This is a genomic window from Streptomyces sp. NPDC043996 (genome assembly GCF_056435225.1).
Window position 1 is genome coordinate 21,511 of the sequence record NZ_JBWKEY010000019.1, and the last position, 26,325, is coordinate 47,835.

The 26,325-nt window shown below is 74.2% G+C and carries 2 protein-coding genes; both read right to left on the reverse strand.

The window, feature by feature from the left end:
• Window positions 1-48 precede the first annotated feature (48 nt).
• Window positions 49-16,077, reverse strand: a complete 16,029-nt coding sequence (locus AC07A4_RS37275; RefSeq protein ID WP_478607880.1) for a type I polyketide synthase — start codon at window positions 16,075-16,077, stop codon at window positions 49-51.
• Between the two features lie 100 nt (window positions 16,078-16,177).
• A complete protein-coding gene (locus AC07A4_RS37280; protein WP_478608069.1) occupies window positions 16,178-26,311 on the reverse strand; it encodes a type I polyketide synthase in 10,134 nt (3,377 codons plus the stop codon).
• Window positions 26,312-26,325: the final 14 nt, after the last annotated feature.

A 26,325-nucleotide genomic window follows, 5' to 3' on the forward strand; every position in this document is an offset into this window, starting at 1 on the left:
GGTGCCGCCCCGGGTGTGGGGTGCGGCACCGGCCGGGCCGTGTCGGGGTCAGGACATGCCGAACTCCTTGTCGATGAAGTCGAGGACCTCATCGGCGGACGCCGACTCCAGCCGCGAGGTGACGTGTCCGCCGTCGGCGGGCGCCTCGGCCTCGGTGCCCTTCCACTTCGACATCAGCGCCTCGAGCCGCATCGTGATGCGCATGCGGTCGCCGTCGTCGGGGGCGATGGTGCCGAGGCCCGCCTCCAGGCGGTCCAGTTCCCGCAGGGTGGCGTCGACTCCGTCGGCGTCGTCCTGGAGGAGCTCCGTGCGCAGGTACGGCGCGAGGACGGCGGACGTCGGGTGGTCGAACACGAGGGTGGCGGGCAGCTTGAGCCCCGTGGCCTTGTTGAGGCGGTTGCGGACCTCCACGGCGGTCAGTGAGTCGAAGCCCAGCTCGCGGAAGGCGAGGTGCGCGTCGATGGACTCGCCGCCGGTGTAGCCGAGCACGGCGGCCGCGTGGGTGCGCACGAGGTCGAGCAGGATGACCTCGCGCTCGGGCTCGGTGAGCGGGGTCAGCCTGCGCCGCAGGTCGGCCGCCGCGTCGTCGCCGGTGTCGGCGTCGGCCGCCGTGTCGGCGGCGACGGACCGCTCGTAGCGGCGCACCTCGGGGATGGAGCCGATGAACGGGCTGGTGCGGGCGGAGGTGAACGCGGGCGCGAACCGCTCCCAGTCCAGGTCGGCGACGGCGAGGAAGGTCTCGTCGTACGCGACCGCCTGGGCCAGGGCGGCGACCGCCAGGTCCGGTGCCATCGGCCGCAGGCCGCGGCGGCGGAACTGCTCCTCGCCGTCGTCCCCGGCCATGCCGCCACCGGCCCACAGGCCCCAGGCGACGGACGTCGCGGTCAGGCCGCGGGCGCGGCGCTGCTCGGCGAGCGCGTCCAGGTGCGCGTTGGCGGCGGCGTAGGCGCCCTGGCTGCCGCTGCCCCACACACCGGCGTTGGACGAGAACAGCACGAACGCGTCCAGGGACGCCGTGTCAAGGAGCGCGTCGAGGTGCGCGGCACCGGCGACCTTCGCGTCCAGGACGGCGGCGATGTCGGCCGCCGACGTCTCGGCAAGGGGCTGGCCCTGGCCGACGCCCGCGGCGTGGAAGACGGAGCGCAGGGTGTGCCCGTCCTCGGTGAGCCGGTCGAGGAGGCCGGTGACGGCAGCGCGGTCGGCGACGTCGCAGGCCGCGATGGTCACCTTGGCGCCGAGTTCCTCCAGCTCCGCCTGGAGGTCGGCGGCGCCGGGCGCGTCCGGGCCGCGGCGGCTGGTGAGCACCAGGTGCTCGGCGCCCTCGCGGGCCAGCCAGCGCGCCACGTGCCCGCCGATCGCACCGGTACCGCCGGTGATCAGCGCGGTGCCGCGCGGCGTGAACTCCCGTGCCTCGCCCGTGTCGAGCGGGGCCCGCACGAACCGGCGGACGAGCACGCCCGCCTGGCGCACCGCGAGCTGGTCCTCGTCCCCGGCGCCCGCGAGGACCACGGCGAGCTGGGCGGCCGCCCGGCTGTCGACAGTCTCCGGCAGGTCGACGAGGCCGCCCCAGCGGTCGGGGTGCTCCAGGGCGGCGACGCGGCCGAGGCCCCACAGCTGCGCCTGCGCGGGCCGAGCCGGGGCGTCGGCGCGGCCGGTGGCGACCGCGCCGCGCGTCGCGGCCCACAGGGGCGCGCCGATGCCCGCGTCGCCGAGGGCCCGCACCAGGGCGACGGTGCCCGCGAGTCCGGCGGTGACGCCCGGGTGGTCGGCGAGCGCGGACTCGTCGAGGGCGAGCAGGCTGAGCACGCCGGACAGGTCGGCGTCCGGCCCGGCGGCGAGCTCGAACAGCCGCGCGGTGAGCGCCTCGTGGGTCATCTCGGCCGCCGGGACCCGCAGTTCGAGCGGGTGGGCACCGGCCTGCGTCAGGGCCTCGACGACCTCCGTGACCTGGGCGTCCTGGCCTTCCTCTTCCGGTACGACGACCAGCCAGCGGCCCGAGAGGCCGGGGGCGTCGGCGCCGCCCGCGAGGGGCTGCCAGTCGACCTGGTAGCGCCAGCTGTCCACGGTGGACCGCTCGCGCCGCTGCCGCCGCCAGGACGAAAGGGCGGGGAGCACGGCGCCAAGGCCGGCGGCGGAGGAGTCCCCCACGGCGAGCTCGGCGGCCAGCTGCTCCAGGTCCTCGCGCTCCACGGCGTCCCAGAACCGCGACTCCACCTCGTCCACGGCCAGCGGCGCCGCGGCGGCCTGCGAGTCCAGTTCGTCCTGCGAGGCGAGCAGCCAGTAGTGCTCGCGCTGGAAGGCGTACGTGGGCAGGTCGACGGTGGCACGGGTGCCGGGGAAGAGCGCCTTCCAGTCCAGCTCAGCGCCGTAGGCGTGCGCTTCGGCGAGGGAGGCCGCGAGCCGGTCGGCTCCGCCTTCGTCGCGGCGCAGGGAGCCGAGGGTGGCGGCCGGGCTGTCGGTGGCGTCGATGGTCGCCTGCACCGGGACGGTGAGGACCGGGTGGGGGCTCATCTCGATGAACAGGCCGTGGCCTTCGGCGAGGAGGCCTCGGGTGGCGTGCTCGAAGAGGACGGTCTGGCGCAGGTTGCGGTACCAGTACCCGGCATCCATCGGCGTGTCCGCGTCCAGCCAGGCGCCGGTCAGCGTCGAGAACACCGGAACTGCGGCGGACTGCGGGGTCACACCCGCCAGGGCCTCACCGATCCGCGCCTCGATGTCCTCCACGTACGAGGAGTGCGAAGCGTAGTCGACGGGGATGGTGCGGGCGCGGATGTCCTTGGCCACGCACTGGGCGACCAGTTCCTCCAGCGCCTCCGGCTCGCCGGACACGACCACCTGGGCCGGGCCGTTGACAGCCGCGACCTCGATACGGCCATCCCAACCGGTGATCAGCTCACGCACCTCAGCCTCAGGCAGCGGCACGGACACCATGCCGCCCTTACCCGACAGCTCACGGATCGCGATGCTCCGCAGCGCCACCACACGGGCCGCATCCCTCAGAGACAGCGCCCCCGCCACACACGCGGCGGCAATCTCGCCCTGGCTGTGACCCACCACAGCGGCAGGCTTCACACCAGCCGCCTGCCACACCGCAGCCAGCGACACCATCACCGCGAAGAGAACCGGCTGAACCACATCCACCCGGTCGAAGTGGTCGCCGCTCAGCTCCTCAAGGAGATCCCAGTCCACGAACTCCGCCAGCGCGTCCGCGCACTCCCGCATCCGCTCCGCGAACACGGGGCTGGAGTCGAGCAGTTCACGGGCCATGCCCGCCCACTGCGAACCCTGCCCCGGGAACACGAACACCGGACGGACCACGCCGCCGAGGGTGCGGGCGGACACGACCTGCGGGGCCGCCTCGTCCTGGGCCAGGCGTTCCAGGGCCGCCAGGAGTTCCTCGCGGTCCCGGCCGAGGACGACGCCCCGGTGCTCGAACCGCGACCGCGTCGCGGCAAGGGACCAGGCCACGTCGCCCGGCGCCAGGTCGGTGCGGGCGGCCAGGTGCTCGCGCAGCCGTGCCGCCTGGGCGCGCAGGGCGCCCTCGCCCTTCGCGGAGAGGGCCAGCGGCACCACTCCGGCCAGGACGGGCGCCGGGGCCGCGGTCTCCTCGTCGGCGGCCGGTTCCTCGGCGAGCGGCGGCTGCTCCAGGATCACGTGGGCGTTCGTACCGCTCATGCCGAAGGAGGAGACACCGGCGCGCCGGGGCGCGCCCTCGCGCTCGGGCCAGTCGCGGGCCTCGGTCAGCAGCTCGACGGCGCCTTCGGTCCAGTCGACCTCGGGTGTCGGCTCGTCGATGTGCAGGGTCTGCGGCAGGACGCCGTGCCGCATGGCGAGGACCATCTTCATGACGCCCGCCACGCCGGAGGCGGCCTGGCTGTGGCCGATGTTGGACTTGATGGAGCCCAGCCACAGCGGCTCGCCGCTCTCCGGACGCTCCTGGCCGTACGTGGCGAGCAGCGCCTGCGCCTCGATCGGGTCGCCGAGCGTGGTGCCCGTACCGTGCGCCTCCACCGCGTCGACATCCGCCGCCGTCAGGCGGGCGTTGGCGAGCGCGGCGCGGATCACGCGCTGCTGGGACGGGCCGTTGGGGGCGGTGAGGCCGTTGCTCGCGCCGTCCTGGTTGATGGCGGAGCCGCGCATGACGGCGAGGACTTCGTGGCCGTTGCGGCGGGCGTCGGAGAGGCGCTCCAGGAGCACCAGGCCGACGCCCTCGGCCATGCCCATGCCGTCGGCGGCGGCGGCGAAGGCCTTGCAGCGGCCGTCGTCGGCGAGGCCGCGCTGCTGGCTGAAGGCGATCAGGGCGCCGGGCGACGACATGACGGCGACGCCGCCCGCGAGGGCCAGCGAGCACTCGCCCTGGCGCAGGGCCTGCGCGGCGAGGTGCATCGCGACGAGCGACGAGGAGCAGGCCGTGTCGACGGTGACCGCCGGGCCTTCCAGGCCGAGGGTGTAGGCGATGCGGCCGGAGATGACGCTGGGCGCGCTGCCGGTGAGGATGTGGCCCTCGGCTCCGGCGGACACCTGGCCGGGTCCTGTGCCGTAGTCCTGGTAGTTGGTGCCGACGAACACTCCGGCGGCCTCGCCGCGGACGGTCTTCGGGTCGATGCCCGCGCGCTCGAACGCCTCCCAGGAGGTTTCCAGCAGGAGCCGCTGCTGCGGGTCCATGGCGAGGGCCTCGCGCGGCGAGATGCCGAAGAAGGCCGGGTCGAAGGCGCCCGCGTCGTGCAGGAAGCCGCCGCCCCTGGTCGTGGTGGTGCCGGGGGTCTCCGGGTCGGGGTCGTAGAGGTGGGCGATGTCCCAGCCTCGGTTCGCGGGGTAGCCGCCGACGACGTCGGCCCGGTCCTCAAGGACCCGCCACATCTGTTCGGGGCTGCTGATGCCGCCGGGGTAGCGGCAGCTCATGGCGACGATGGCGATGGGCTCGTCGGTGGCCGCCGCGACCGGGGCGACGGCGGCGGGGGCCGCGGCCGCCTCGGCGCCGAGGACCTGGGTGCGCAGGTACGCGGCCAGGGCGATGCCGTTGGGGTGGTCGAAGACGACGGTGGTGGGCAGCTTCAGACCGGTGGCGGCGCCGAGCCGGTTGCGCAGGTCGACGGCGGTCAGCGAGTCGAAGCCGAACTCGCGGAAGGCGCGCTCGGGGTCGAGGGCCGCCGCGGTGTCGTAGCCGAGGACCGCGGCCGCGTGCGTGAGCACGAGGTCGACCAGGACGCGGTCCCGCTCGGGCCCGGCGAGGCCGGTGAGGCGCTCGCGCAGCGCCGACGCCTTGGACGACGGCTCGGCGCCGTCGCCGTCGGCGGCGGTCCCGCCCTGCGCGGCCAGGACGCGCTGGGCGTCGGGCAGGTCCGCGAGCAGGGGGCGGGCGCGGCGCGAGGTGAACACCGGCACGAACTGGTCCCAGTCCACGTCGGCGAGCGCCAGGAACGTCTCGTCGTCGTCGAGGATCTGCCGCATGCCCGTGAACGCGAGGTCCGGGTCGAGGAACGGCAGTCCCTGGCGGCGCAGCTGGTCGGGGTCGACGTCGATGGGCGCGCTGCCGCTCTCGTGCGGGTTGACGACGTTCCAGACGCCCCAGGCGATGGAGGTGGCGGTGAGGCCGCGGGCCCTGCGGTGCTCGGCGAGCGCGTCGAGGTGGGCGTTGGCGGCGGCGTACGCGGCGTGGTCGCCACTGCCCCAGACGCCCGCGATGGACGAGAAGAGCACGAACGCGTCGAGGTCGGCGCCCGCTTCGCCGTCCAGGAGCTGGTCGAGGACGACAGCGCCCTCGACCTTCGCCGCGACGATGTCGGCGAACTCCGCCAGCGTGGTGGCGGCGATCGGCGCGAGCTCGATGAGCGCGGCCGCGTGGATGACGGCGCGCAGGGTGTGCCCGTCGGCGGCGAGCCCGTCGAGGAGCGCGGCGACGGCGGCGCGGTCGGCGACGTCGCAGGCCGCGATGGTCACCTGGACGCCCATCTCCTCCAGCTCGGCGCGGAGCGCGTCGGCGCCGGGCGCGGCCGGGCCGCGCCTGCTGGTGAGGACGAGGTGCTCGGCGCCTTCGCGGGCCAGCCAGCGGGCGATGTGCGGGCCGAGGGCGCCGGTGCCGCCGGTGACCAGGACGGTGCCGCGCGGCGTCCAGCCGGCGTCGGGGTCCTTGCCCCGCGCGGACGTGGCGGACTCGGCGCGCACGAGGCGGCGGACGAGGACGCCGGAGCCGCGCACGGCGAGCTGGTCCTCGTCACCGGCGCCCGCGAGGATCCCGGCGAGGCGGGCGGCGGTGCGGCTTTCGGGGGTCTCCGGCAGGTCGACGAGGCCGCCCCAGCGCTCGGGGTGCTCCAGGGCGACGACGCGGCCGAGGCCCCAGGTCTGCGCCTGGGCGGGGCTCTGCACGCGGTCGCCGCGTCCGGTGGACACCGCGCCGCTGGAGATCGCCCAGAGGCGGGCGGTGACGTCCGCGTCGCCGAGGGCCTGGACGAGGGCGACGGTGCCCGCGAGTCCGGCGGGCAGCACGGGGTGCGCGGGGTGCGGGCGCTCGGCGAGGGCGAGCAGGGAGACGACACCGGCGAGCGCGGCACCGTCCGCCGTCCGCTCGCGCAGGCGCCCGGCGAAGGCCTCGCGCGTCAGCTCCGCTTCGCTCACGTGGAGGGTGACGGGCTCGGCTCCTGCGCGGGTGAGGGCGTCGGTGACGCCCGCCGTCCACACGTGGCCGGCGGCCTCTTCGGGGACGACGACGAGCCAGCGGCCGGTGAGGACGGGCCCGGGAAGGCTGCCGGTGAGGGGCTTCCACTGCACGCGGTAGCGCCAGCTGTCGACGGTGGAGCGCTCGCGGCGCGCACGCCGCCAGGACGACAGGACGGGGAGCACGGCGCCGAGTTCGTCGGCGGAGCCGCCCGTCACGTCCAGTTCGGCGGCGAGCTGTTCGAGGTCCTCGCGCTCGACGGCCTCCCAGAACCGGGCCTCGACCTCGTCGACGGCGGCGGCGGGCTCGGCGCCCGGCTCGGCCTCCGGCGACAGGAGCCAGTAGTGCTGGTGCTGGAAGGCGTACGTGGGCAGGTCCACGAGGGTGCCCGTGGCCGGGACGAGCGCCTGCCATTCGAGCTCCGCGCCATGGACGTGGGCTTCGGCGAGCGAGGCCACGAGGCGGTCGGCGCCGCCTTCGTCGCGGCGCAGCGAGCCGAGCGCGACCGCCGCCCCCTCGCGTCCGGCGGCCTCGATGGTGGCCTGGACGGGGACGGTGAGCACCGGGTGCGGGCTCATCTCGATGAACAGGCCATGGCCCTCGGCGAGAAGGCCGCGCGTGGCGTGCTCGAAGAGGACGGTCTGGCGCAGGTTGCGGTACCAGTAGCCCGCGTCCATCGGCGTGTCCGAGTCCAGCCAGGCGCCGGTGAGCGTCGAGAACACCGGAACCTGAGCGGGCTGCGGGACGACCCCCGCGAGGGCCTCATCGATCTGCGCCTCGATCTGCTCGACGTACGAGGAGTGCGAGGCGTAGTCGACGGGAATGGTGCGCGCCCGGACGTCCTTGGCCACGCACTGCGCGACCAGCTCCTCCAGCGCCTCCGGCTCGCCCGAAACCACCACCTGAGCGGGGCCGTTGACAGCGGCGACCGAGACGCGGTCGCCCCATGCGGTGATCAGTTCCCGCACGTCGGCCTCGGGCAGCGGCACGGACACCATGCCGCCCTTGCCCGACAGCTCACGGATCGCGATGCTCCGCAGAGCCACCACACGAGCGGCATCCCTCAGAGACAGCGCACCCGCGACACACGCGGCCGCGATCTCACCCTGGCTGTGACCAACGACGGCAGCGGGCTTCACCCCAGCCGCCTCCCACGTGGCAGCCAGCGACACCATCACCGCGAACAGAACCGGCTGAACGACATCGACCCGGTCGAAGTGGTCCCCGCTCAGCTCCTCGAACAGATCCCAGTCCACGAACTCCGACAGGGCGGCGGCGCACTCGCGCATCCGCTCCGCGAACACCGGCGAGGCGTCGAGGAGTTCGACCGCCATGCCCGCCCACTGCGAACCCTGGCCGGGGAAGACGAACACGGGGCGGAGGGTGTCGCCGTGGGCGCGGCCCACGACCACTGTCTGCGTGGCCGCGTCGTCCCGCTCCAGGCCTTCCAGGGCCGTGAGCAGCGACTCGCGGTCGCGGCTGAGGACGACGCCCCGGTGCTCGAACCGCGAGCGCGCGGCGGTCAGCGACCAGGCGACGTCGCCGAGGGCGAGGCCGGTGTGCGCGATGAGGTGCTCGCGCAGCCGTCCCGCCTGGGCCCGCAGCGCCTCGGGCGTCTTGCCCGACAGGGTCAGCGGGATCACGCCGGAGACCACCGACGGCGCGGGGGCCGGGTCGGCGGCGGGCCGCTCCTCCTGTCGCGCCTCTTCGATGATGACGTGGGCGTTGGTGCCGCTCACGCCGAACGAGGAGACGCCCGCGCGACGCGGAGCGCCATCGCGGTCGGGCCAGGCGCGGGCCTCGCCGAGGAGCTCCACCGTCCCGGCGGACCAGTCCACTTCGGGGGTCGGCGCGTCGAAGTTCAGCGTCCGGGGCAGCACGCCGTGGCGCATCGCCATGACCATCTTGATGACACCGGCGACACCGGCGGCGGCCTGCGTGTGCCCGATGTTGGACTTCACCGAGCCGAGCAGCAGCGGCCGGTCGGCGGAACGCTCCTTGCCGTACGTGGCGATGAGGGCCTGCGCCTCGATCGGGTCGCCCAGGGGGGTGCCGGTGCCGTGGGCCTCGACGGCGTCGACGTCGGCGGCGGTGAGGCGGGCGTTGGCGAGGGCCTGGGTGATGACGCGCTGCTGGGAGGGACCGTTGGGGGCGGTGAGGCCGTTGCTGGCGCCGTCCTGGTTGATGGCCGAGCCGCGCACGACGGCGAGGACGGGGTGTCCGTTGCGGCGGGCGTCGGAGAGGCGCTCCAGGACGAGCATGCCGACGCCCTCGCCCCAGCTGGTGCCGTCGGCGGCGGCGGCGAAGGGCTTGCAGCGGCCGTCGGGGGCGAGGCCCCGCTGGCGGCTGAACTCCAGGAAGGTGCCCGCCGTGGGCATCACGGTCACGCCGCCCGCGAGCGCCATCGTGCACTCGCCCTGGCGCAGGGCCTGCGCGGCCAGGTGCATCGCGACGAGGGATGACGAGCAGGCCGTGTCGACGGTGACCGCCGGGCCCTCCAGGCCGAACGAGTACGAGATGCGGCCGGAGGCGATGGCGCCGGAGCTGCCGGTGCCGAGGTAGCCGCCGAGGTCCTCGGGGACGCTGCTGAGCTGCGACCCGTACTCGTGGTAGATGAGTCCGGCGAACACGCCGGTGCGGCTGCCGTGCAGCGTGGCCGGGTCGATGCCCGCGCGCTCGAACGCCTCCCAGGAGGTTTCCAGGAGGAGCCGCTGCTGCGGGTCCATGGCGAGGGCCTCGCGCGGCGAGATCCCGAAGAACGCGGCGTCGAAGTCGCCCGCGTCGTGCAGGAAGCCGCCTTCGCGGGCGTAGCTGGTGCCGGCGTTCGCGGGGTCGGGGTCGTAGAGGGACGCGGTGTCCCAGCCGCGGCCCTCGGGGAACTCGCTGATGGCCTCCTCGCCGTCGGTGAGGAGCCGCCACAGGTCTTCGGGGCTGCCGACGCCGCCGGGGAAGCGGCAGCTCATGGCCACGATGGCAATGGGCTCGTCCTGGGCGGCGGCCACGGCCGCCGGTGCCGCCGCGCCCGTCGTCGCGGACTCGGCCAGGCCGCCGAGGAGTTCGCCGCCGAGGTACTGGGCGAGGACCTTGGGCGTGGGGTAGTCGAAGACGAGGCTGGCGGGCAGGCGCAGGGCGGTGGCGGCGTTGAGGCGGTTGCGCAGTTCGACGGAGGTCAGCGAGTCGAAGCCGAGTTCCTTGAACGCCTTGGTGGGGGCGACGTCGTCGCCGGAGGCGTAGCCGAGGACGGCGGCCACCTGGGTGCGTACGACGTCGATCAGGGCGCGCTCGCGGTTCTCGGGCGGCAGCGCGGCCAGCTGGTCGGCGAGCGAGGTACCGGCCGCGGCGGGCCCGGACTCGACGACGCGCCGGGTCCGGCCGCCGCCCCGGATGAGGCCGCGGAACAGCGGGGGCACATCGGCGCCGAACTGCCCGCGCAGCGTTTCGACGTCCAGCTTCATCGGCACCAGGGAGCCGTCGGGCCGGGCCAGGGCGGTGTCGAGCAGGGCGAGGCCCTCCTCGGCGGAGAGGCCGCCGACGCCGGACCGGGCCATCCGCTCCAGGTCGTCGTCGGCGAGGGCTCCGGCCATGCCGCCCTGGTCGGCCCACAGACCCCAGGCCAGCGACGTCGCGGGCAGGCCGAGCGCACGCCGGTGCTGGGCCAGAGCGTCCAGGAAAGCGTTGGCAGCCGCGTAGTTGGCCTGCCCCGCACTCCCAAGGACACCCGCCGCGGACGAGAACAGCACGAACGCCGACAGATCAAGACCCGCCGTCAGCTCATGCAAGTTGACCGCCGCGTCCACCTTCGGCCGCAACACCGTGTCCACCCGCTCAGGAGTGAGCGACGTGATCACACCGTCGTCGACGACACCGGCCACGTGCACGACGGCGCTGAGGTCACCGCGGACCTCGTCCAGGAGGGCGGCCAGCGCGTCACGGTCGGCGACGTCACACGCGGCGACGGTCACCCGCGCGCCCAACCCCTCAAGCTCCGCCCGCACTTCACCCGCACCCGGAGTGTCCTCACCCCGACGCGAGACCAGCAGCAGCTCCCGTACGCCGTGTTCCCCGGCCAAGTGCCGGGCCACCACACGCCCCAGACCACCCAGAGCACCGGTCACCAAGACCGTGCCCTCAGCCCGGAACACCGGCGGCAACGTAAGGACCACCTTGCCCACATGACGGGCCTGGCTCAGATAGCGGAACGCCTCCGGCGCCCGCCGCACATCCCACGCCCGCACCGGCAGCGGCGCCAGCACACCCCGCTCGAACAGGGACAGGACTTCGGTGAGCATGTCCTGGATGCGGTCGGGCGTCATCTCGGCGAGGTCGAAGCTCTGGTACGCCACACCGGGGTGGGCGGCGGCCACGGCGTCGGCGTCGCGGAGGTCGGTCTTGCCCATCTCGACGAACCGGCCGCCGCGCGGAAGCAGCCGCAGCGACGCGTCCACGAACTCCCGGGCCAGCGAGTTCAGGACCACGTCCACGCCCTGGCCATCGCTGGCGGCGAGCACGGACGCCTCGAAGTCCAGGGTGCGGGACGAGGCGACGCGGGCGTCGTCGATGCCCAGCTCCCGCAGGACGTGCCACTTCCCGGCGCTGGCGGTGCCGTACACCTCGGCGCCGAAGTGCCGGGCCAGCTGCACGGCGGCCATGCCGACGCCACCGGCGGCCGCGTGCACCAGGATCGACTCGCCCGCCTGGAGGTCGGCCAGGTCGCGCAGCGCGTAGTACGCGGTGAGGAACACCGTCGGGACCGCGGCGGCCTGCGCGAACGACCAGCCCTCGGGCATCGGCGCCACCATGCGCGCGTCGGCGACCGCGAGCGGCCCGAAGCCGCCGTCGATGAGCCCCAGGACCTGGTCGCCGACGGCGAGTCCGGTCACTCCGGAGCCGACCTCGACGACGACACCGGCGCCTTCGGTGCCCATGACCGCGTCACCCGGGTACATGCCGAGCGCGATCAGCGCGTCACGGAAGTTGACGCCCGCCGCGCGGACCTCGACGCGCACCTCGCCCGCGCCGAGCGGGCGTTCGGCCCACTCCGGGGCGTCGTCGGCGACCGGAAGGAGCGCCAGGTTCTCCAGGGTGCCGCGCTCGGTCACGTCGAGCTGCCAGGACCGGCCCTCGGGAACGTCCAGGAGGCCGCCGCCCGTGCCCGCGCGCAGCAGACGGGGCACCCACACCACGTCGCCGCGCACCGCGACCTGCGGCTCGTCGAGCTCCAGCGCGCCGGGGAGAAGCGCGAGCGCCGCGTCCGTGCCGTCGACGTCGGCCAGGACGAAGCGGCCGGGGTTCTCCGACTGGGCCGACCGCAGCAGACCCCACACCGGGGCATCCACCAGACCCTCGGCCGACACCACGTCACCGGCACCCACACCCACGGCACCCGACGTCACCACGACCAGACGCGCGTCCTCACCACCAGCGAAGGACAGCCACTCCCCCACCACACCAAGCGTGGCGTACAGCGAGGATCGCACCGACGCGGCGACACCCTGCGCCGCATCGGCGGCACCGCAGGTCACGAAGACGGACTCGGGAACGGACGCGCCACCATCGACCGCCTCAACGAGCGCGGCCACGTCGGCGTACGAGGCGACCGAAGCGCCAGCGCCCGCCAGCGCCGCCCGCACACCCAGTTCATCGGCGCCCAGGACCGCGTACGAACCACCCGCCGCCACGGCGGGCGCCGTCACCACGCTCCAGTCCACGCGGAACAGCGAGTTGTCGTCGTCGGTGCCGGACGCGGCGTCGAGTTCGCCGGTCGCGAGGGCGCGCAGGACGAGGGAGTCGACGGCGGCGACGGGCTGGCCCGTCTCGTCCGCCGCGGTCAGGGTCACCGCTCCGGAGGCGGCGGGCGTCAGGCGGACGCGCAGCGCGGCCGCGCCGGTGGCGTACAGCGACACGCCGGTCCAGGAGAACGGCAGCCGCGCCCCGGCGCCGTCAGCGCTGTCCGCGCCGATGGCCGTCAGGGCGATGCCGTGCAGGGCGGCGTCGAGGAGCGCCGGGTGCAGGCCGTAGTCGCCCGCCTCGTCCCGCTCGGCTTCCGGCAGGGCGACCTCGGCGAACACCTCGTCGCCGCGCCGCCAGGCGGCGCGTACGCCTTGGAAGGCGGGGCCGTAGCCGAGGCCCGCGGCGGCGAAGCCCGCGTACAGCTCCCCGGTGTCCACGGCGGTGGCGCCGGCCGGCGGCCACTGCGCGAGGTCGGCGTCGGCCGCGGGCCGCGCGGTGTCGGCGGTGGCGAGGACGCCCGCGGCGTGCAGGGTCCACGGCTCGTCCGGTACGTCGTTCTGGCGCCGGGAGTGCAGGGTGAAGGTGCGCCGTCCGGTCTCGTCCGGCTCCTCGACCCACAGCTGGAGCTGGACGCCCGCGCCGTCGCCGGGCAGGACGAGGGGGGCGTGCAGGATGAGCTCTTCGAGGAGGTCGCAGCCGACCTCGTCACCGGCGCGCACGGCCAGCTCGACGAAGGCGGTGCCGGGCAGCAGCGCCCGCTCGGCGACGGCGTGGTCGGCGAGCCAGGGGTGCGCGTCGATCGACAGCAGGCTCGTGAACAGGCGCGCTTCGCTCCCGGCGACCTCGACGGCGGCGCCGAGCAGCGGGTGGTCGGCGGCGGCGAGCCCGGCGGAGGTGACGTCGCCGGTGAGCGCGGGGGCGTGCAGCCAGTAGCTCTGGTGCTGGAAGGCGTACGTCGGCAGCTCGACGCGGCGGCGGGACGCGACGGGCGCGTACAGGACCGCCCAGTCGACGGCGACGCCGCGCACGTGCAGCTGCGCGAGCGCGGTCAGGAAGGTGCCGGTCTCGGGGCGGTCCTTGCGGACGGCGGCGACGAGGCCGGACTGCTGCTCGGGCTCGGTGAGCGTGTCGTGCGCCATCGCGGTCAGGACGGAGTCCGGGCCGAGTTCCAGGAGCGTCGAGACGCCGAAGCCGGTCAGGGCGCCAACGCCGTCGTGGAAGCGGACCGCCTCACGGATGTGGCGGACCCAGTACTCGGGGTCCTTGAGCTCGGCGGGCTCCGCCAGCTCACCCGTCAGGTTGGAGACGACGGGCAGTTTCGGGTCCTGGTACGTCAACTTGGCCGCGACCTGGCGGAAGTCGTCCAGGGCCGGGTCCATCAGCGGCGAGTGGAAGGCGTGCGACACCTTCAGCCACTTCACCTTACGGCCCTCGCCCCGAAGGGTCTGCTCCAGGCCCTCCAGGGCCGTGCGCTCACCAGAAAGCACCATCTGGGAGGGGCCGTTCACGGCCGCCACACCCACACGGTCCGATACGCCCGCCAGCAGCGGAAGGACGTCGGCCTCCGCCGCCTGCACGGCCAGCATCGCGCCGCCCTCGGGCAGCGCCTGCATCAACCGGCCGCGCGCGGCGACCAGTTGAGCCGCGTCCTCAAGGGACCACACACCCGCCACATACGCCGCTGCCAGCTCGCCGATGGAGTGACCGCCGACGATCTCCGGACGTACGCCGAAGGACTCGGCAAGGCGGAACAGCGCCACTTCCATGGCGAACAGCGCGGGCTGCGCGTACCCCGTCTGCTCAAGCAGCTCCGCGTCGGTACCGAACATCACGCTCTGGAGCGAACGTTCTATCCACGGATCAATATGAGCACACACCTCGTCGAGCGCGGCGGCGAACACCGGGAAGGTCTCGTACAACTCCTTGCCCATCCCGACCCGCTGACTGCCCTGACCGGTGAAGACGACACCGAGACGGCCTTCCGCGACCACGCCCGTCACCACGCCCGGGCCGCCGGACGCCAGCGCCTCAAGGCCCGTGAGGAACTCCTCGCGGTCGCCGCCGAGGACGACCGCGCGGTGCTCGTGCAGGGCGCGGCTCGAAAGGAGCGACCAGCCGACGTCGACGGCGTCCAGGGCCTCGTCGCCCGCGACGTGCGCGCGCAGCCGTTCGGCCTGCGCGGTCAGCGCCTCCGCGCTGCGCGCGGACACCAGCCACGGCACGGCGGTCGCGGGCGCGGTCTCCGTCGCGGGGACGGGGGCGGCGGACGGCTCGGCGTCCTGGGCGGGCTCCGCCACCAGGGCGGGCGCCTGCTCGACGATGACGTGGGCGTTGGTGCCGCTCACGCCGAAGGAGGAGACGCCCGCGCGGCGCGGCACGCCGTCCTCGCGCTCGTCCCAGGCGCGGGACTCGGTCAGCAACTCGACGGCTCCGACGGACCAGTCGACGTGGGTGCTGGGCCGGTCCACGTGCAGGGTCTGCGGAAGGACGCCCTCGCGCATCGCGAGGACCATCTTCATGATGCCCGCGACACCGGCGGCGGCCTGGGTGTGCCCGATGTTCGACTTGATGGAGCCCAGCCAGAGCGGACGACCCTCGGGCCGCTCCTGGCCGTACGTGGCGATGAGGGCCTGCGCCTCGATGGGGTCGCCGAGCGTCGTGCCGGTGCCGTGGCCCTCGACGGCGTCGATCTCCTCGGGGGCGAGGTGGGCGTTGGCGAGCGCCTGGAGGATGACGCGCTGCTGGGAGGGGCCGTTGGGGGCGGTCAGGCCGTTGCTGGCGCCGTCCTGGTTGACGGCGGAACCCCGTACGACCGCGAGGACTTCGTGGCCGTTGCGGCGGGCGTCGGAGAGGCGCTCCAGGAGCAGCAGGCCCGCGCCCTCGCCCCAGCCGGTGCCGTCGGCGGCGTCGGCGTACGGCTTGCAGCGGCCGTCGACGGCGAGGCCGCGCTGCTTGCTGAAGTCGACGAAGGTGCCCGGCGTGAACATCACGGTCACGCCGCCCGCGAGCGCCAGGTTGCACTCGCCCTGGCGCAGCGCCTGGACGGCGAGGTGCAGGGCCACCAGGGACGAGGAGCAGGCCGTGTCGATGGTGACGGCGGGGCCTTCGAGGCCGAAGGTGTAGGCGACGCGGCCGGAGACGATGCTGCTGGACGCGCCGGTGCCGAGGTAGCCCTCGACGTCCTCCGGCACGGAGTGCAGACGGGACGCGTAGTCGTGGTACATGACGCCCGCGAAGACGCCGGTGCGGCTGCCGCGCAGCGTGGCCGGGTCGATGCCCGCGCGCTCGAACACCTCCCAGGACGTTTCCAGGAGGAGCCGCTGCTGCGGGTCGGTGGCCAGCGCCTCGCGCGGCGAGATCCCGAAGAACGGGGCGTCGAACTGGTCGGCCTCGTGCAGGAAGCCGCCCGTGCGGGCGTAGGACGTACCGGAGTCGTCGGGGTCCGGGTCGTGGAGCGCGTCGGCGTCCCAGCCGCGGTTCGTGGGGAACGGCGTCAGGGCGTCAGTGCCCTGGGCGACGAGCCGCCACAGCTCCTCGGGGGTGCGGACGCCGCCGGGGTAGCGGCAGCTCATCGACACGATCGCGATGGGCTCCTGGTCCCGCTCCTCCACCTCGCGCAGACGGCGACGAGCTTGGCGCAAGTCGGATGTCGTCCGCTTGAGGTAATCCCGAAGCTTCTCCTCGTTCGACATCTCTCGTCAGCTCCTCGTGGTGTTGATCAAGACCGCGCTGGTCGCGGTGGTTGTGCGGTTCACTTCGGGTCTTTCGAATCTTGCGAGCGTCGCGGGCACGTCAGGTGAGGCCGAGTTCGTCGTCGAGCGCGTCGAAGAGTTCCTCGTCGGAGACCGCGTCCAGGTCCAGGTCGTCGTCCGCCGGGCCCGCGCCCTTGGCTCCTTGGCCCTGGGGGGCGCTCCACCGCGACAGCAGGGTCTGGAGCCGGATGGTGATCTTCGATTGGGCGATGCTGTCGGCTTCCAGCGCGAGCAGGGCCGACTCCAGGCGGTCCAGTTCGTCGAGTACCGAAAGGCCGCCCGCGTTCCCGCCGTCGCCGGAGGGCAGGGCGGTGGCCAGGTGCGCCGCGAGGGCGGCCGGGGTCGGGTAGTCGAAGATCAGCGTGGCGGGCAGCCGAAGGCCGGTGGCGCCGTTGACGGCGTTGCGCAGTTCGACGGCGGTCAGGGAGTCGAAGCCGAGCTCCCGGAAGGCGCGGTGGGCCTCCACGGCCGCCGCGGACTCGTAGCCGAGTACGGCCGCCACGTGGGTGCAGACCAGTTCGGTGAGCACCTTGTCGCGCTCGGCCGCGTCGAGTCCCGCGAGCTGGGCGAGCAGCGGCGCCTGGCCCGCCGGTTCGGCGGCGGCACCGCTAGCCGCGGCGCGCCGGGCCGGGGTGCGGACCAGGCCGCGCAGCAGCGCCGGTACGCCGTCGGCGTCGGTCTCCGCCGCGGCCCGCAGGGCAGCGGTGTCCAGGCGGAGGGGGACGAGGGCGGCGGGCGCTTCGGCCGCGGTGACGGCCGCGTCCAGGAGGGCCAGGCCCTCCTCCGTGGACAGCGGGGCGACGCCGCCGCGCGCCATGCGCTGCCGGTCGGCGTCGGCGAGGCTTCCGGTCATGTCGCTGTCCTGGGCCCACATGCCCCAGGCGAGCGAGGCCGCCGGGAGGCCTTGGGCGCGGCGGGAGGCCGCGAGGGCGTCGAGGAAGCTGTTCGCCGCCGCGTAGTTGGCCTGGCCCGCGCCGCCGAAGACTCCGGCGGCGGAGGAGAACAGGACGAAGGCGGACAGGTCCAGGTCGGCGGTGAGCTCGTGCAGGTTCAGCGCCGCGTTGACCTTCGGCCGCAGCACGGTGTCGATGCGCTCCGGCGTCAGGGACGTGACGACGCCGTCGTCGAGTACGCCTGCGACGTGCACGACCGCGGAGAGGTCCGCGCCCTTGTCCTTCAGGAGCTCGGCCAGCGCGTCACGGTCGGCCACGTCACACGCGGCGACCGTGACCGTCGTGCCCAACGCGGAGAGTTCATCGCGCAGTTCCGCGGCCCCCGAAGCCTCCAGGCCGCGACGCGAGACCAGCAGCAGGTCCCGTACGCCATGGCGCTCGGCCAGATGCCGGACCACCACGCGCCCCAGACCGCCGAAGGCACCTGTGACGAGTACGGAACCCTCGCCCCATGGGGCGACGTCATCGCCAGCCGGGGCCGCGACGCGGGCCAGACGCGGCACGAACACCGCACCACCCCGCACCGCCACCTCGGGCTCACCCGAAGCCAGCACGGCTCCCAGGAGCGACCCATCTAGATCTGCATCGGCGTCTACGAGGACGAAGCGGCCCGGATTCTCCGAGCGAGCCGACCGCACCAGACCCCACACCGCCGCACCCACCGGGTCCGGCGCACTCTCACCAGCGGCGACAGCACCTCGCGTCACCACCACCAGCGGCAACGCCTCATCACGCTCATCCGCCAGCCAGTCCCGCACCACACCCAGCGCCTCGGCCAGACGCGCGGACACGGCCTCGGGGCTCAGCTCGGCCCCGGCGTCACCGGCGCGCCACACCGTGACGGCAGGAACCGCCTCGGCCGACGCCAACGACTGCTGCCTCCACTCCACCTGGAACATGGAGTCGTCGGCCACTCCGCCGCCGAGCTGGTCCACGGCGACCGGCCGGAAGACCAGTGAGTCGATGGTGGCGACCGGGTCGCCGAGACCGTCGGCGACGGTGAGGGTCACGGCGTCGTTGCCTGCGGGGGCGAGCCGGACGCGCAGCGTGGAGGCGCCGGTCGCGTGCAGCGAGACGCCGCCCCAGGCGAACGGGAGCCGTGCGCCGTCGCCCTGGCTGTCCGTGTCGCCACGGAGCACACCGAGGCCGAGTACGTGCAGGGCGGCGTCCAGCAGCGCGGGGTGCAGCCGGAAGGACTCCGCCGTGTCGGCCTGCTCTTCCGGCAGGGCGACCTCGGCGAACACCTCGTCGCCGCGCCGCCAGGCGGCACGCAGCCCCTGGAACGCCGTTCCGTAGGCGAAGCCCAGGTCCGTCAGGTGCCGGTACAGGCCCTCGACGTCGACTTCGGCGGCGTCGCGCGGCGGCCACTCGGCGAGCCGGTCCTCCGCCTTCCGCTGCCCGCCGTCGGCGAGTACACCCGTGGCGTGCGCGGTCCACGCGCTGTCGCCCTCGTACTCGTCGCGCTCCGCGCGGGAGTGCAGCGTGACGTTCCGCCGCCCGTCCTCGTCCGGCGCTCCGACGTGGACTTGGAGCTGTACGGCTCCGCGCTCGGGGAGCACCAGGGGCGACGCGAGGGTCAGCTCTTCGAGGACCCCGCAGCCGACCTCGTCACCGGCCCGCACGGCCAGCTCCACGAACGCCGTGCCGGGAAGGAGCACCCGGCCCGCGACGGCGTGGTCCGCGAGCCACGGGTGCGTCGCCAGCGACAGACGGCCCGTGAACAGGTACCCGTCCGCGTCCGCCAGCGGTACCGACGCGCCGAGCAGCGGATGCCCGGCCGCGGCGAGGCCCGTGGCCGACACGTCGCCCGCGGCGCCCGCGCCCGCCTGCGGCCAGTAGCGCCGCCGCTGGAAGGCGTACGTCGGCAGCTCGACGCGGCGACGCGACGCGACCGGCGCGTACAGCGGCGTCCAGTCGACGGTAAGGCCGCGCACGTGCAGCTGCGCGAGGGCGGTCAGGAACGTACCCGGCTCCGAGCGGTCCTTGCGGACGGCCGCGATCAGGCCCTTCTGGGCGGCCGGGTCGGTGAGCGTGTCGTGCGCCATCGCGGTCAGGACGGAGTCCGGGCCGAGTTCGAGGAGCGTCGAGACGCCGAAGCCGGTCAGGGCGCCAAGGCCGTCGTGGAAGCGGACCGCCTCACGGATGTGACGGACCCAGTACTCGGGGTCCATCAACGCGGCGGGATCGGCCAGCTCACCCGTCAGGTTGGAGACGACGGGCAGCTGCGGGTCCTGATACGTCAGCCCCTCGGCGACCTTGCGGAAGTCGTCCAGAGCCGGGTCCATCAGCGGCGAGTGGAAGGCGTGCGACACCTTCAGCCACTTCACCTTGCGGCCATCGCCCCGAAGGGTCTGCTCCAGACCCTCCAGCGCGGTGCGCTCACCAGAAAGCACGATCTGAGAGGGGCCGTTAACCGCCGCCACACCCACACGGTCAGACAGGCCCTCCAGCAGCGGCAGCACATCCACCTCCGCCACCTGCACGGCCAGCATCGCACCACCCTCAGGCAGCGCCTGCATCAACCGACCACGAGCCGCCACCAACTGAGCCGCATCCTCAAGCGACCACACACCAGCCACATACGCGGCAGCCAACTCACCGATCGAGTGGCCGCCGACGACCTCCGGGCGCACCCCAAAGGACTCGGCAAGACGGAACAGCGCCACTTCCACCGCGAACAACGCGGGCTGCGCATAACCCGTCCGCTCCAACACCTCGGCGTCCGCGCCGAACATGACCTCCTTCAACGGACGCTCAAGCAGCGGATCCAGGTGCGCGCACACCTCGTCCAACGCGTCCGCGAACACGTCGAACGTCTCATACAGCTCACGGCCCATGCCGACCCGCTGGCTGCCCTGACCGGTGAAGACGACCGCGAGGCGGCCCTCGGCCGTCGAACCGGTGACCGTTCCGGGGCCGCCGGACGCCAGTGCCTCGAGGCCGGACAGGAGTGCGTCCCGGTCCCGGCCCAGGACGACGGCGCGGTGTTCGAGCGACGACCGGCCCGAAAGGAGCGACCAGCCGACGTCCACCGGGTCCAGGCCGGTGTGCGTCACCACGTGTTCGCGCAGCCGGTCGGCCTGGGCCCGCAGGGCGTCCGCGCTGCGGGCGGACACCAGCCACGGCAGGGCGGTCACGGGCGCGGCGGACGGCTCGGTGTCCTGGGCGGACTCCGCCGCCAGGGACGGCGCCTGCTCCACGATCACGTGGGCGTTGGTGCCGCTGACGCCGAAGGAGGAGACGCCCGCGCGGCGCGGTCCGCCGTCCTGGCGCTGGGTCCACTCCCGCGTCTCGGCCAGGAGCTCGACGGCACCCGCCGACCAGTCGACGTGCGTGCTCGGCCGGTCCACGTGCAGGGACTGCGGGAGCACGCCCGCGCGCATCGCCATGACCATCTTGATGACGCCCGCGACACCGGCGGCGGACTGGGTGTGGCCGATGTTGGACTTGATGGAGCCCAGCCACAGCGGCTCGCCGCTCTCCGGACGCTCCTGCCCGTACGTGGCGAGCAGGGCCTGCGCCTCGATCGGGTCGCCGAGGGTGGTGCCCGTGCCGTGCGCTTCCACGGCGTCGACGTCGGCCGCCGTGAGTCCGGCGTTCGTCAGGGCGGCGCGGATGACGCGCTGCTGGGAGGGGCCGTTGGGGGCGGTGAGGCCGTTGCTGGCGCCGTCCTGGTTGATGGCGGAGCCTCGGAGGACGCCGAGGACCTGGTGGCCGTTGCGGCGCGCGTCGGAGAGCCGCTCAAGGAGCAGCAAGCCGACGCCCTCGCCCCAGCCGGTGCCGTCGGCGGCCTCCGCGAACGGCTTGCAGCGGCCGTCGGCGGCCAGGCCCCGCTGGCGGCTGAACTCCAGGAACGCGGCGGGGCTGATCATGACGGTGACGCCACCGGCGAGGGCCATGTCGCACTCGCCCTGGCGCAGGGCCTGCGCGGCCAGGTGCATGGCCACCAGGGACGACGAGCAGGCCGTGTCGACGGTGACCGCTGGGCCCTCCATGCCGAAGGTGTAGGAGAGGCGGCCGGAGATGACGCTCGTCGCGTCGCCGGTCATGAGGTAGCCCTCGACGCCCTCCGGAGCGTTGGCCAGGCCCGCGGCCCAGCCCTGGGAGCAGGCGCCGACGAACACGCCGGTGCTGCTGCCGTGCAGGGCGGACGGCGCGATGCCCGCGCGCTCGAACAGCTCCCAGGAGGTTTCCAACAGGAGCCGCTGCTGCGGGTCCATGGCGAGGGCCTCGCGCGGCGAGATGCCGAAGAGACCCGCGTCGAACTCGGAGACGTCGTAGAGGAACCCGCCCTGTGCGGCGAAGCTCGCGTCGTCGGAGTCGGCCGTGAAGAGCCCCTCGGGGCCCCAGCCTCGGTCGGTGGGGAACACCGAGACCGCGTCGGTGCCTTCGGAGACCAGGCGCCAGAGGGCTTCGGGGCTGGTGGCGCCGCCGGGGTAGCGGCAGCTCATGGAGACGATCGCGATCGGGTCGTCGTCCACGGCTGCTGCGGCGCGCGCGGCGGGAACCTGGCCCTTGGCGCTCTCGCCGTCTCCGATCAGCTGCGTCCGCAGGTAGCCCGCGAGAACGGCAGACGTCGGATAGTCGAAGACCAGCGTCGTCGGCAGCTTCAGACCCGTCGCGGACGCGATGCGGTTGCGGACCTCGACCGCCGTCAGCGAGTCGAAGCCCAACTCGCGGAAGGCGCGCGTGGGTTCCACGGCCTCCGGGCCCGCGTAGCCGAGCACGGCGGCGGCGTGACCCCGTACCAGGTCCAGGAGCTGGCGCTCCTGCTCGCGCTCGGCCAGGCCCGCGAGCCGGTCGGCCCACTCCGAGCCGGTGCCCGGGCCCGTGCCCGAGGCCTTGCCCGAAGCGGCGGCGGGCTCGGGCTCGGCGAGGGCGCGGCGCACCTCCGGCAGGTCCCCGATGAAGGGGCTGGGGCGCACGGAGGTGAAGGAGGGCGCGAACCGCTCCCAGTCCACGTCGGCGACCGCCAGGAACGTCTCGCCGTACGCCACGGCCTGAGCGAGCGCCGCCACCGCGCGCTCCGGCGCCATGGCCGTCACGCCCCGGCGCCGCAGGTGCTCTTCGGCCTGCTCCTCCGCGGCCATGCCGCTGCCGCCCCAGGCGCCCCAGGCGACGGAAGTGGCGGGCAGGCCCCGGGCGCGGCGCCGCTCGGCGAGCGCGTCGAGATAGGTGTTGGCGGCCGCGTACGCGCCCTGACCGCCACCACCCCACACCCCGGCGTTGGACGAGAACAGCACGAACGCGTCCAGCGTCTCGGAGTCGACAAGGTCGTCCAGGTGCGCGGCGCCCGCCGTCTTCGCGCCGAACACCTCGGCGACGTCGGCCACGGACAGGTCCGCGACCGGGTACGAGGGGCTCACTCCGGCGGCGTGGAAGACGGAGCGGAGGGTGTGTCCGCCCGTGGCCAGCTCGTCGAGGAGGCGTGCGACCGCCTCCCGGTCCGCCACGTCGCAGGCCGCGACGGTGACTTCAGCACCCAGCTCCTCCAGCTCCGCCTTCAGCTCGACGGCACCGGGAGCGTCCAGGCCGCGACGGCTGGTCAGCACCAGGTGCTCGACGCCCTCACGGGCCAGCCAGCGCGCCACATGACCGCCGATCGCACCCGTACCACCGGTGATCAGGGCGGTGCCGCGCGGGGTGAACTCCCGCGTCTCGTCCGTGTCGAGGGGGGCGTGCGCGAAGCGTCGTACGAAGACGCCGGTGTCGCGCACGGCGAGCTGGTCCTCGTCGCCGAGCCCCGTCAGGACCGACGTGAACCGGGACGCGGCGCGCGTGTCGTACGCGGCCGGAAGGTCGATCAGGCCGCCCCACCGGTCCGGGTGCTCCAGGGCCACGACCCGGCCGAGGCCCCACAGCTGCGCCTGCGCGGGGCTGTCCGCGCGGTCGCCGCGGCCGGTGGAGACCGCGCCCCGGCTCACCGCCCACAGCTTGGCGGCGACGCCCGCGTCGCCGAGGGCCCGCACCAGCGCGACGGTTCCGGCGAGGCCGTTCGGCACGCCGGAGTGCTCCGCGTGCGGGGTCTCGTCGAGGCCGAGCAGCGACACCACACCGGCTAGACCGGCGCCGTTGAGGTCCCGGATCCGGGCGGCGAGGGCCTCGGGGGTCGTCTCGTGCTCCGTGACGCGCAGTTCGGCGACCTCGGCGCCGGCGCGCGCGAGCGCCTCGACGACGCCCGTCGCCCACGCGTGGTCCCCGGCGCCCTCCGGTACGACGACGAGCCACCGGCCCGTCAGCGCGGGTACGGGGAGGCCGCCCGCCAGGGGCTTCCAGGTCACCCGGTAGCGCCAGCCGTCGATGGTCGACCGCTCGCGCCGCTGGCGCCGCCACGAGGCGAGGCCCGGAAGGACCGCGCCCAGCGTGCTCTCGTCGACGTCCACGAGCGTCGCCGACAGCTGCGCCAGGTCCTCGCGCTCGACGGCTTCCCAGAACCGCGCCTCGACCTCGTCCACGGTCAGCGAGGCGTCGCCGTCCGTGTCGTCGTCGGGGGCCAGCATCCAGTAGTGGTCGCGCTGGAAGGCGTACGTGGGCAGGTCGACGGTGGCACGGGTGCCGGGGAAGAGCGCCTTCCAGTCCAGCTCCGCGCCGTACGCGTGGGCCTCGGCGAGGGAGGCCGCGAGCCGGTCGGAGCCGCCCTCGTCGCGACGCAGGGAGCCGAGCGTGGCGGCCGGGCTGTCGGTGGCGTCGATGGTGGCCTGCACCGGGACGGTGAGCACCGGGTGCGGGCTCATCTCGATGAACAGGCCATGGCCCTCGGCGAGGAGACCTCGGGTGGCGTGCTCGAAGAGGACCGTCTGACGCAGGTTGCGATACCAGTACCCGGCGTCCATGCGGGTGTCGGTGCCCAGCCACTGCCCCGTCAGGGTGGAGTACAGCGGGACCTGGGCGGCACGCGGGGTGACACCCGCGAGGGCCTCGCCGATCCGCGCCTCGATGTCCTCCACGTAGGAGGAGTGCGAGGCGTAGTCCACGGGGATGGTGCGGGCGCGGATGTCGCGGGCCACGCACTGCGTGACCAGTTCCTCCAGCGCCTCCGGCTCGCCGGACACGACCACCTGGGCCGGGCCGTTGACGGCGGCCAGCTCGATGCGGCCCTGCCAGCCGGTGATCAGTTCGCGCACCTCGGCCTCAGGCAGCGGCACGGACACCATGCCGCCCTTGCCGGACAGTTCGCGGATCGCGATGCTGCGCAGGGCGACGACGCGAGCCGCGTCCTGAAGGGACAAAGCACCCGCCACACACGCGGCCGCGATCTCCCCCTGACTGTGACCGATGACGGCGGCGGGCTTCACCCCGGCCGCCTGCCACGTGGCGGCCAGCGACACCATCACCGCGAAGAGAACCGGCTGGACGACATCGACACGGTCGAAGTGGTCCCCGCTCAACTCCTCAAGGAGGTCCCACTCCACGAACTCCGCCAGCGCCTCCGCGCACTCCCGCATCCGCTCCGCGAACACCGGCGACTCGGCGAGCAGTTCACGGGCCATCCCGGCCCACTGCGAACCCTGGCCCGGGAACACGAACACCGGTCGGACCGTGCCGCCCAGGGCGCGCCCCGTCACCACTCCCCGCGCGGTCGAATCCCCCTCCGCCAGGCCCGCGAGCCCGGCGAGGAGGGTGTCACGGTCCTGTCCGAGGACCACACCCCGGTGCTCGAACCGGGAGCGTGCCACGGCCAGCGACCAGGCGACGTCGCCCGCCGCGAGGGCGGTGTCCGCGAGGAGGCGCTCGCGCAGGCGGGCGGCCTGGGCCCGCAGGGCTTCCGGGGTCCGCCCCGAGAGCACCAGCGGGACCACGCCGGGCACCACCGACGGCGCCAAGTCCCCGGCACCCTCGGCGGGCGCCTGCTCCTCGGCGTCCTGCGCCTGCTCCACGATGACGTGCGCGTTGGTGCCGCTGACGCCGAACGAGGAGACGCCCGCGCGGCGCGGACCGCCGCCGTCCCGCTCGTCCCACGCGCGGGCCTCGGTCAGCAGCTCGACGGTCCCCGCCGACCAGTCCACCTGGGGCGTCGGCTCGTTCACGTGCAGCGTCTGCGGCAGGACACCGTTCCGCATCGCCATGACCATCTTGATGACACCAGCGACACCGGCGGCGGCCTGCGTGTGCCCGATGTTCGACTTCAGGGAGCCCAGCCACAGCGGCCGCTCCGTCGAGTGCTCCTTGCCGTACGTGGCGATCACGGCCTGCGCCTCGATCGGGTCACCCAGCGTCGTGCCCGTACCGTGCGCCTCCACCGCGTCGACGTCGCCCGGCTTGAGGCCCGCGCTCGCGAGGGCGTCGCGGATGACGCGCTGCTGGGAGGGGCCGTTGGGGGCGGTCAGGCCGCTGCTGGCGCCGTCCTGGTTGACGGCGGAGCCGCGTATCACCGCGAGGACCTTGTGGCCGTTGCGGCGGGCGTCCGACAGACGCTCGAGCAGCAGCAGGCCCGCGCCCTCGCCCCAGCCGGTGCCGTCGGCGGACGCGGCGAAGGACTTGCAGCGGCCGTCCGTCGACAGGCCGCGCTGGCGGCTGAAGTCGACGAAGGTACCCGCCGTGGGCATCACGGTCACACCGCCCGCGAGCGCGAGGGTGCACTCGCCCTGGCGCAGCGCCTGCGCGGCCAGGTGCAGCGCCACCAGGGACGACGAGCAGGCGGTGTCGACGGTGACCGCCGGGCCCTCGAGGCCGAGGGTGTAGGCGACGCGGCCGGAGACGACCGAGCCCGCGTTGCCGGTGCCGATGTAGCCCTCGACGCCTTCCGGCAGGGCGTGCAGGCGGGTCGCGTAGTCGTAGTACATGACGCCCGCGAAGACGCCGGTGCGGCTGCGGCGCAGCGCGACCGGGTCGATGCCCGCCCGCTCGATCGCCTCCCACGCGGTCTCCAGGAGGAGCCGCTGCTGCGGGTCCATGGCGAGGGCCTCGCGCGGCGAGACGCCGAAGAACGAGGCGTCGAACTGGGGGGCGTCGTAGAGGAACCCGCCCTCCGCGGTGGTGCTGGTGCCGCGCTTGTCGGGGTCCGGGTCGAAGAGTTCGTCCGTGTCCCAGCCGCGGTCAGTGGGGAACGCGGAGATCGCGTCCACGCCGTCGGCGACGAGCCGCCACAGGTCCTCGGGCGTGTTGACGCCGCCCGGGTAGCGGCAGCTCATGCCGACGATCGCCACGGGCTCCTGGCGGGCGTCCTCCAGTTCGCGCACCCGGCGGCGGGCGTCGCGCAGATCAGCCGTCGCCCGCTTCAGGTAATCGAGGTACT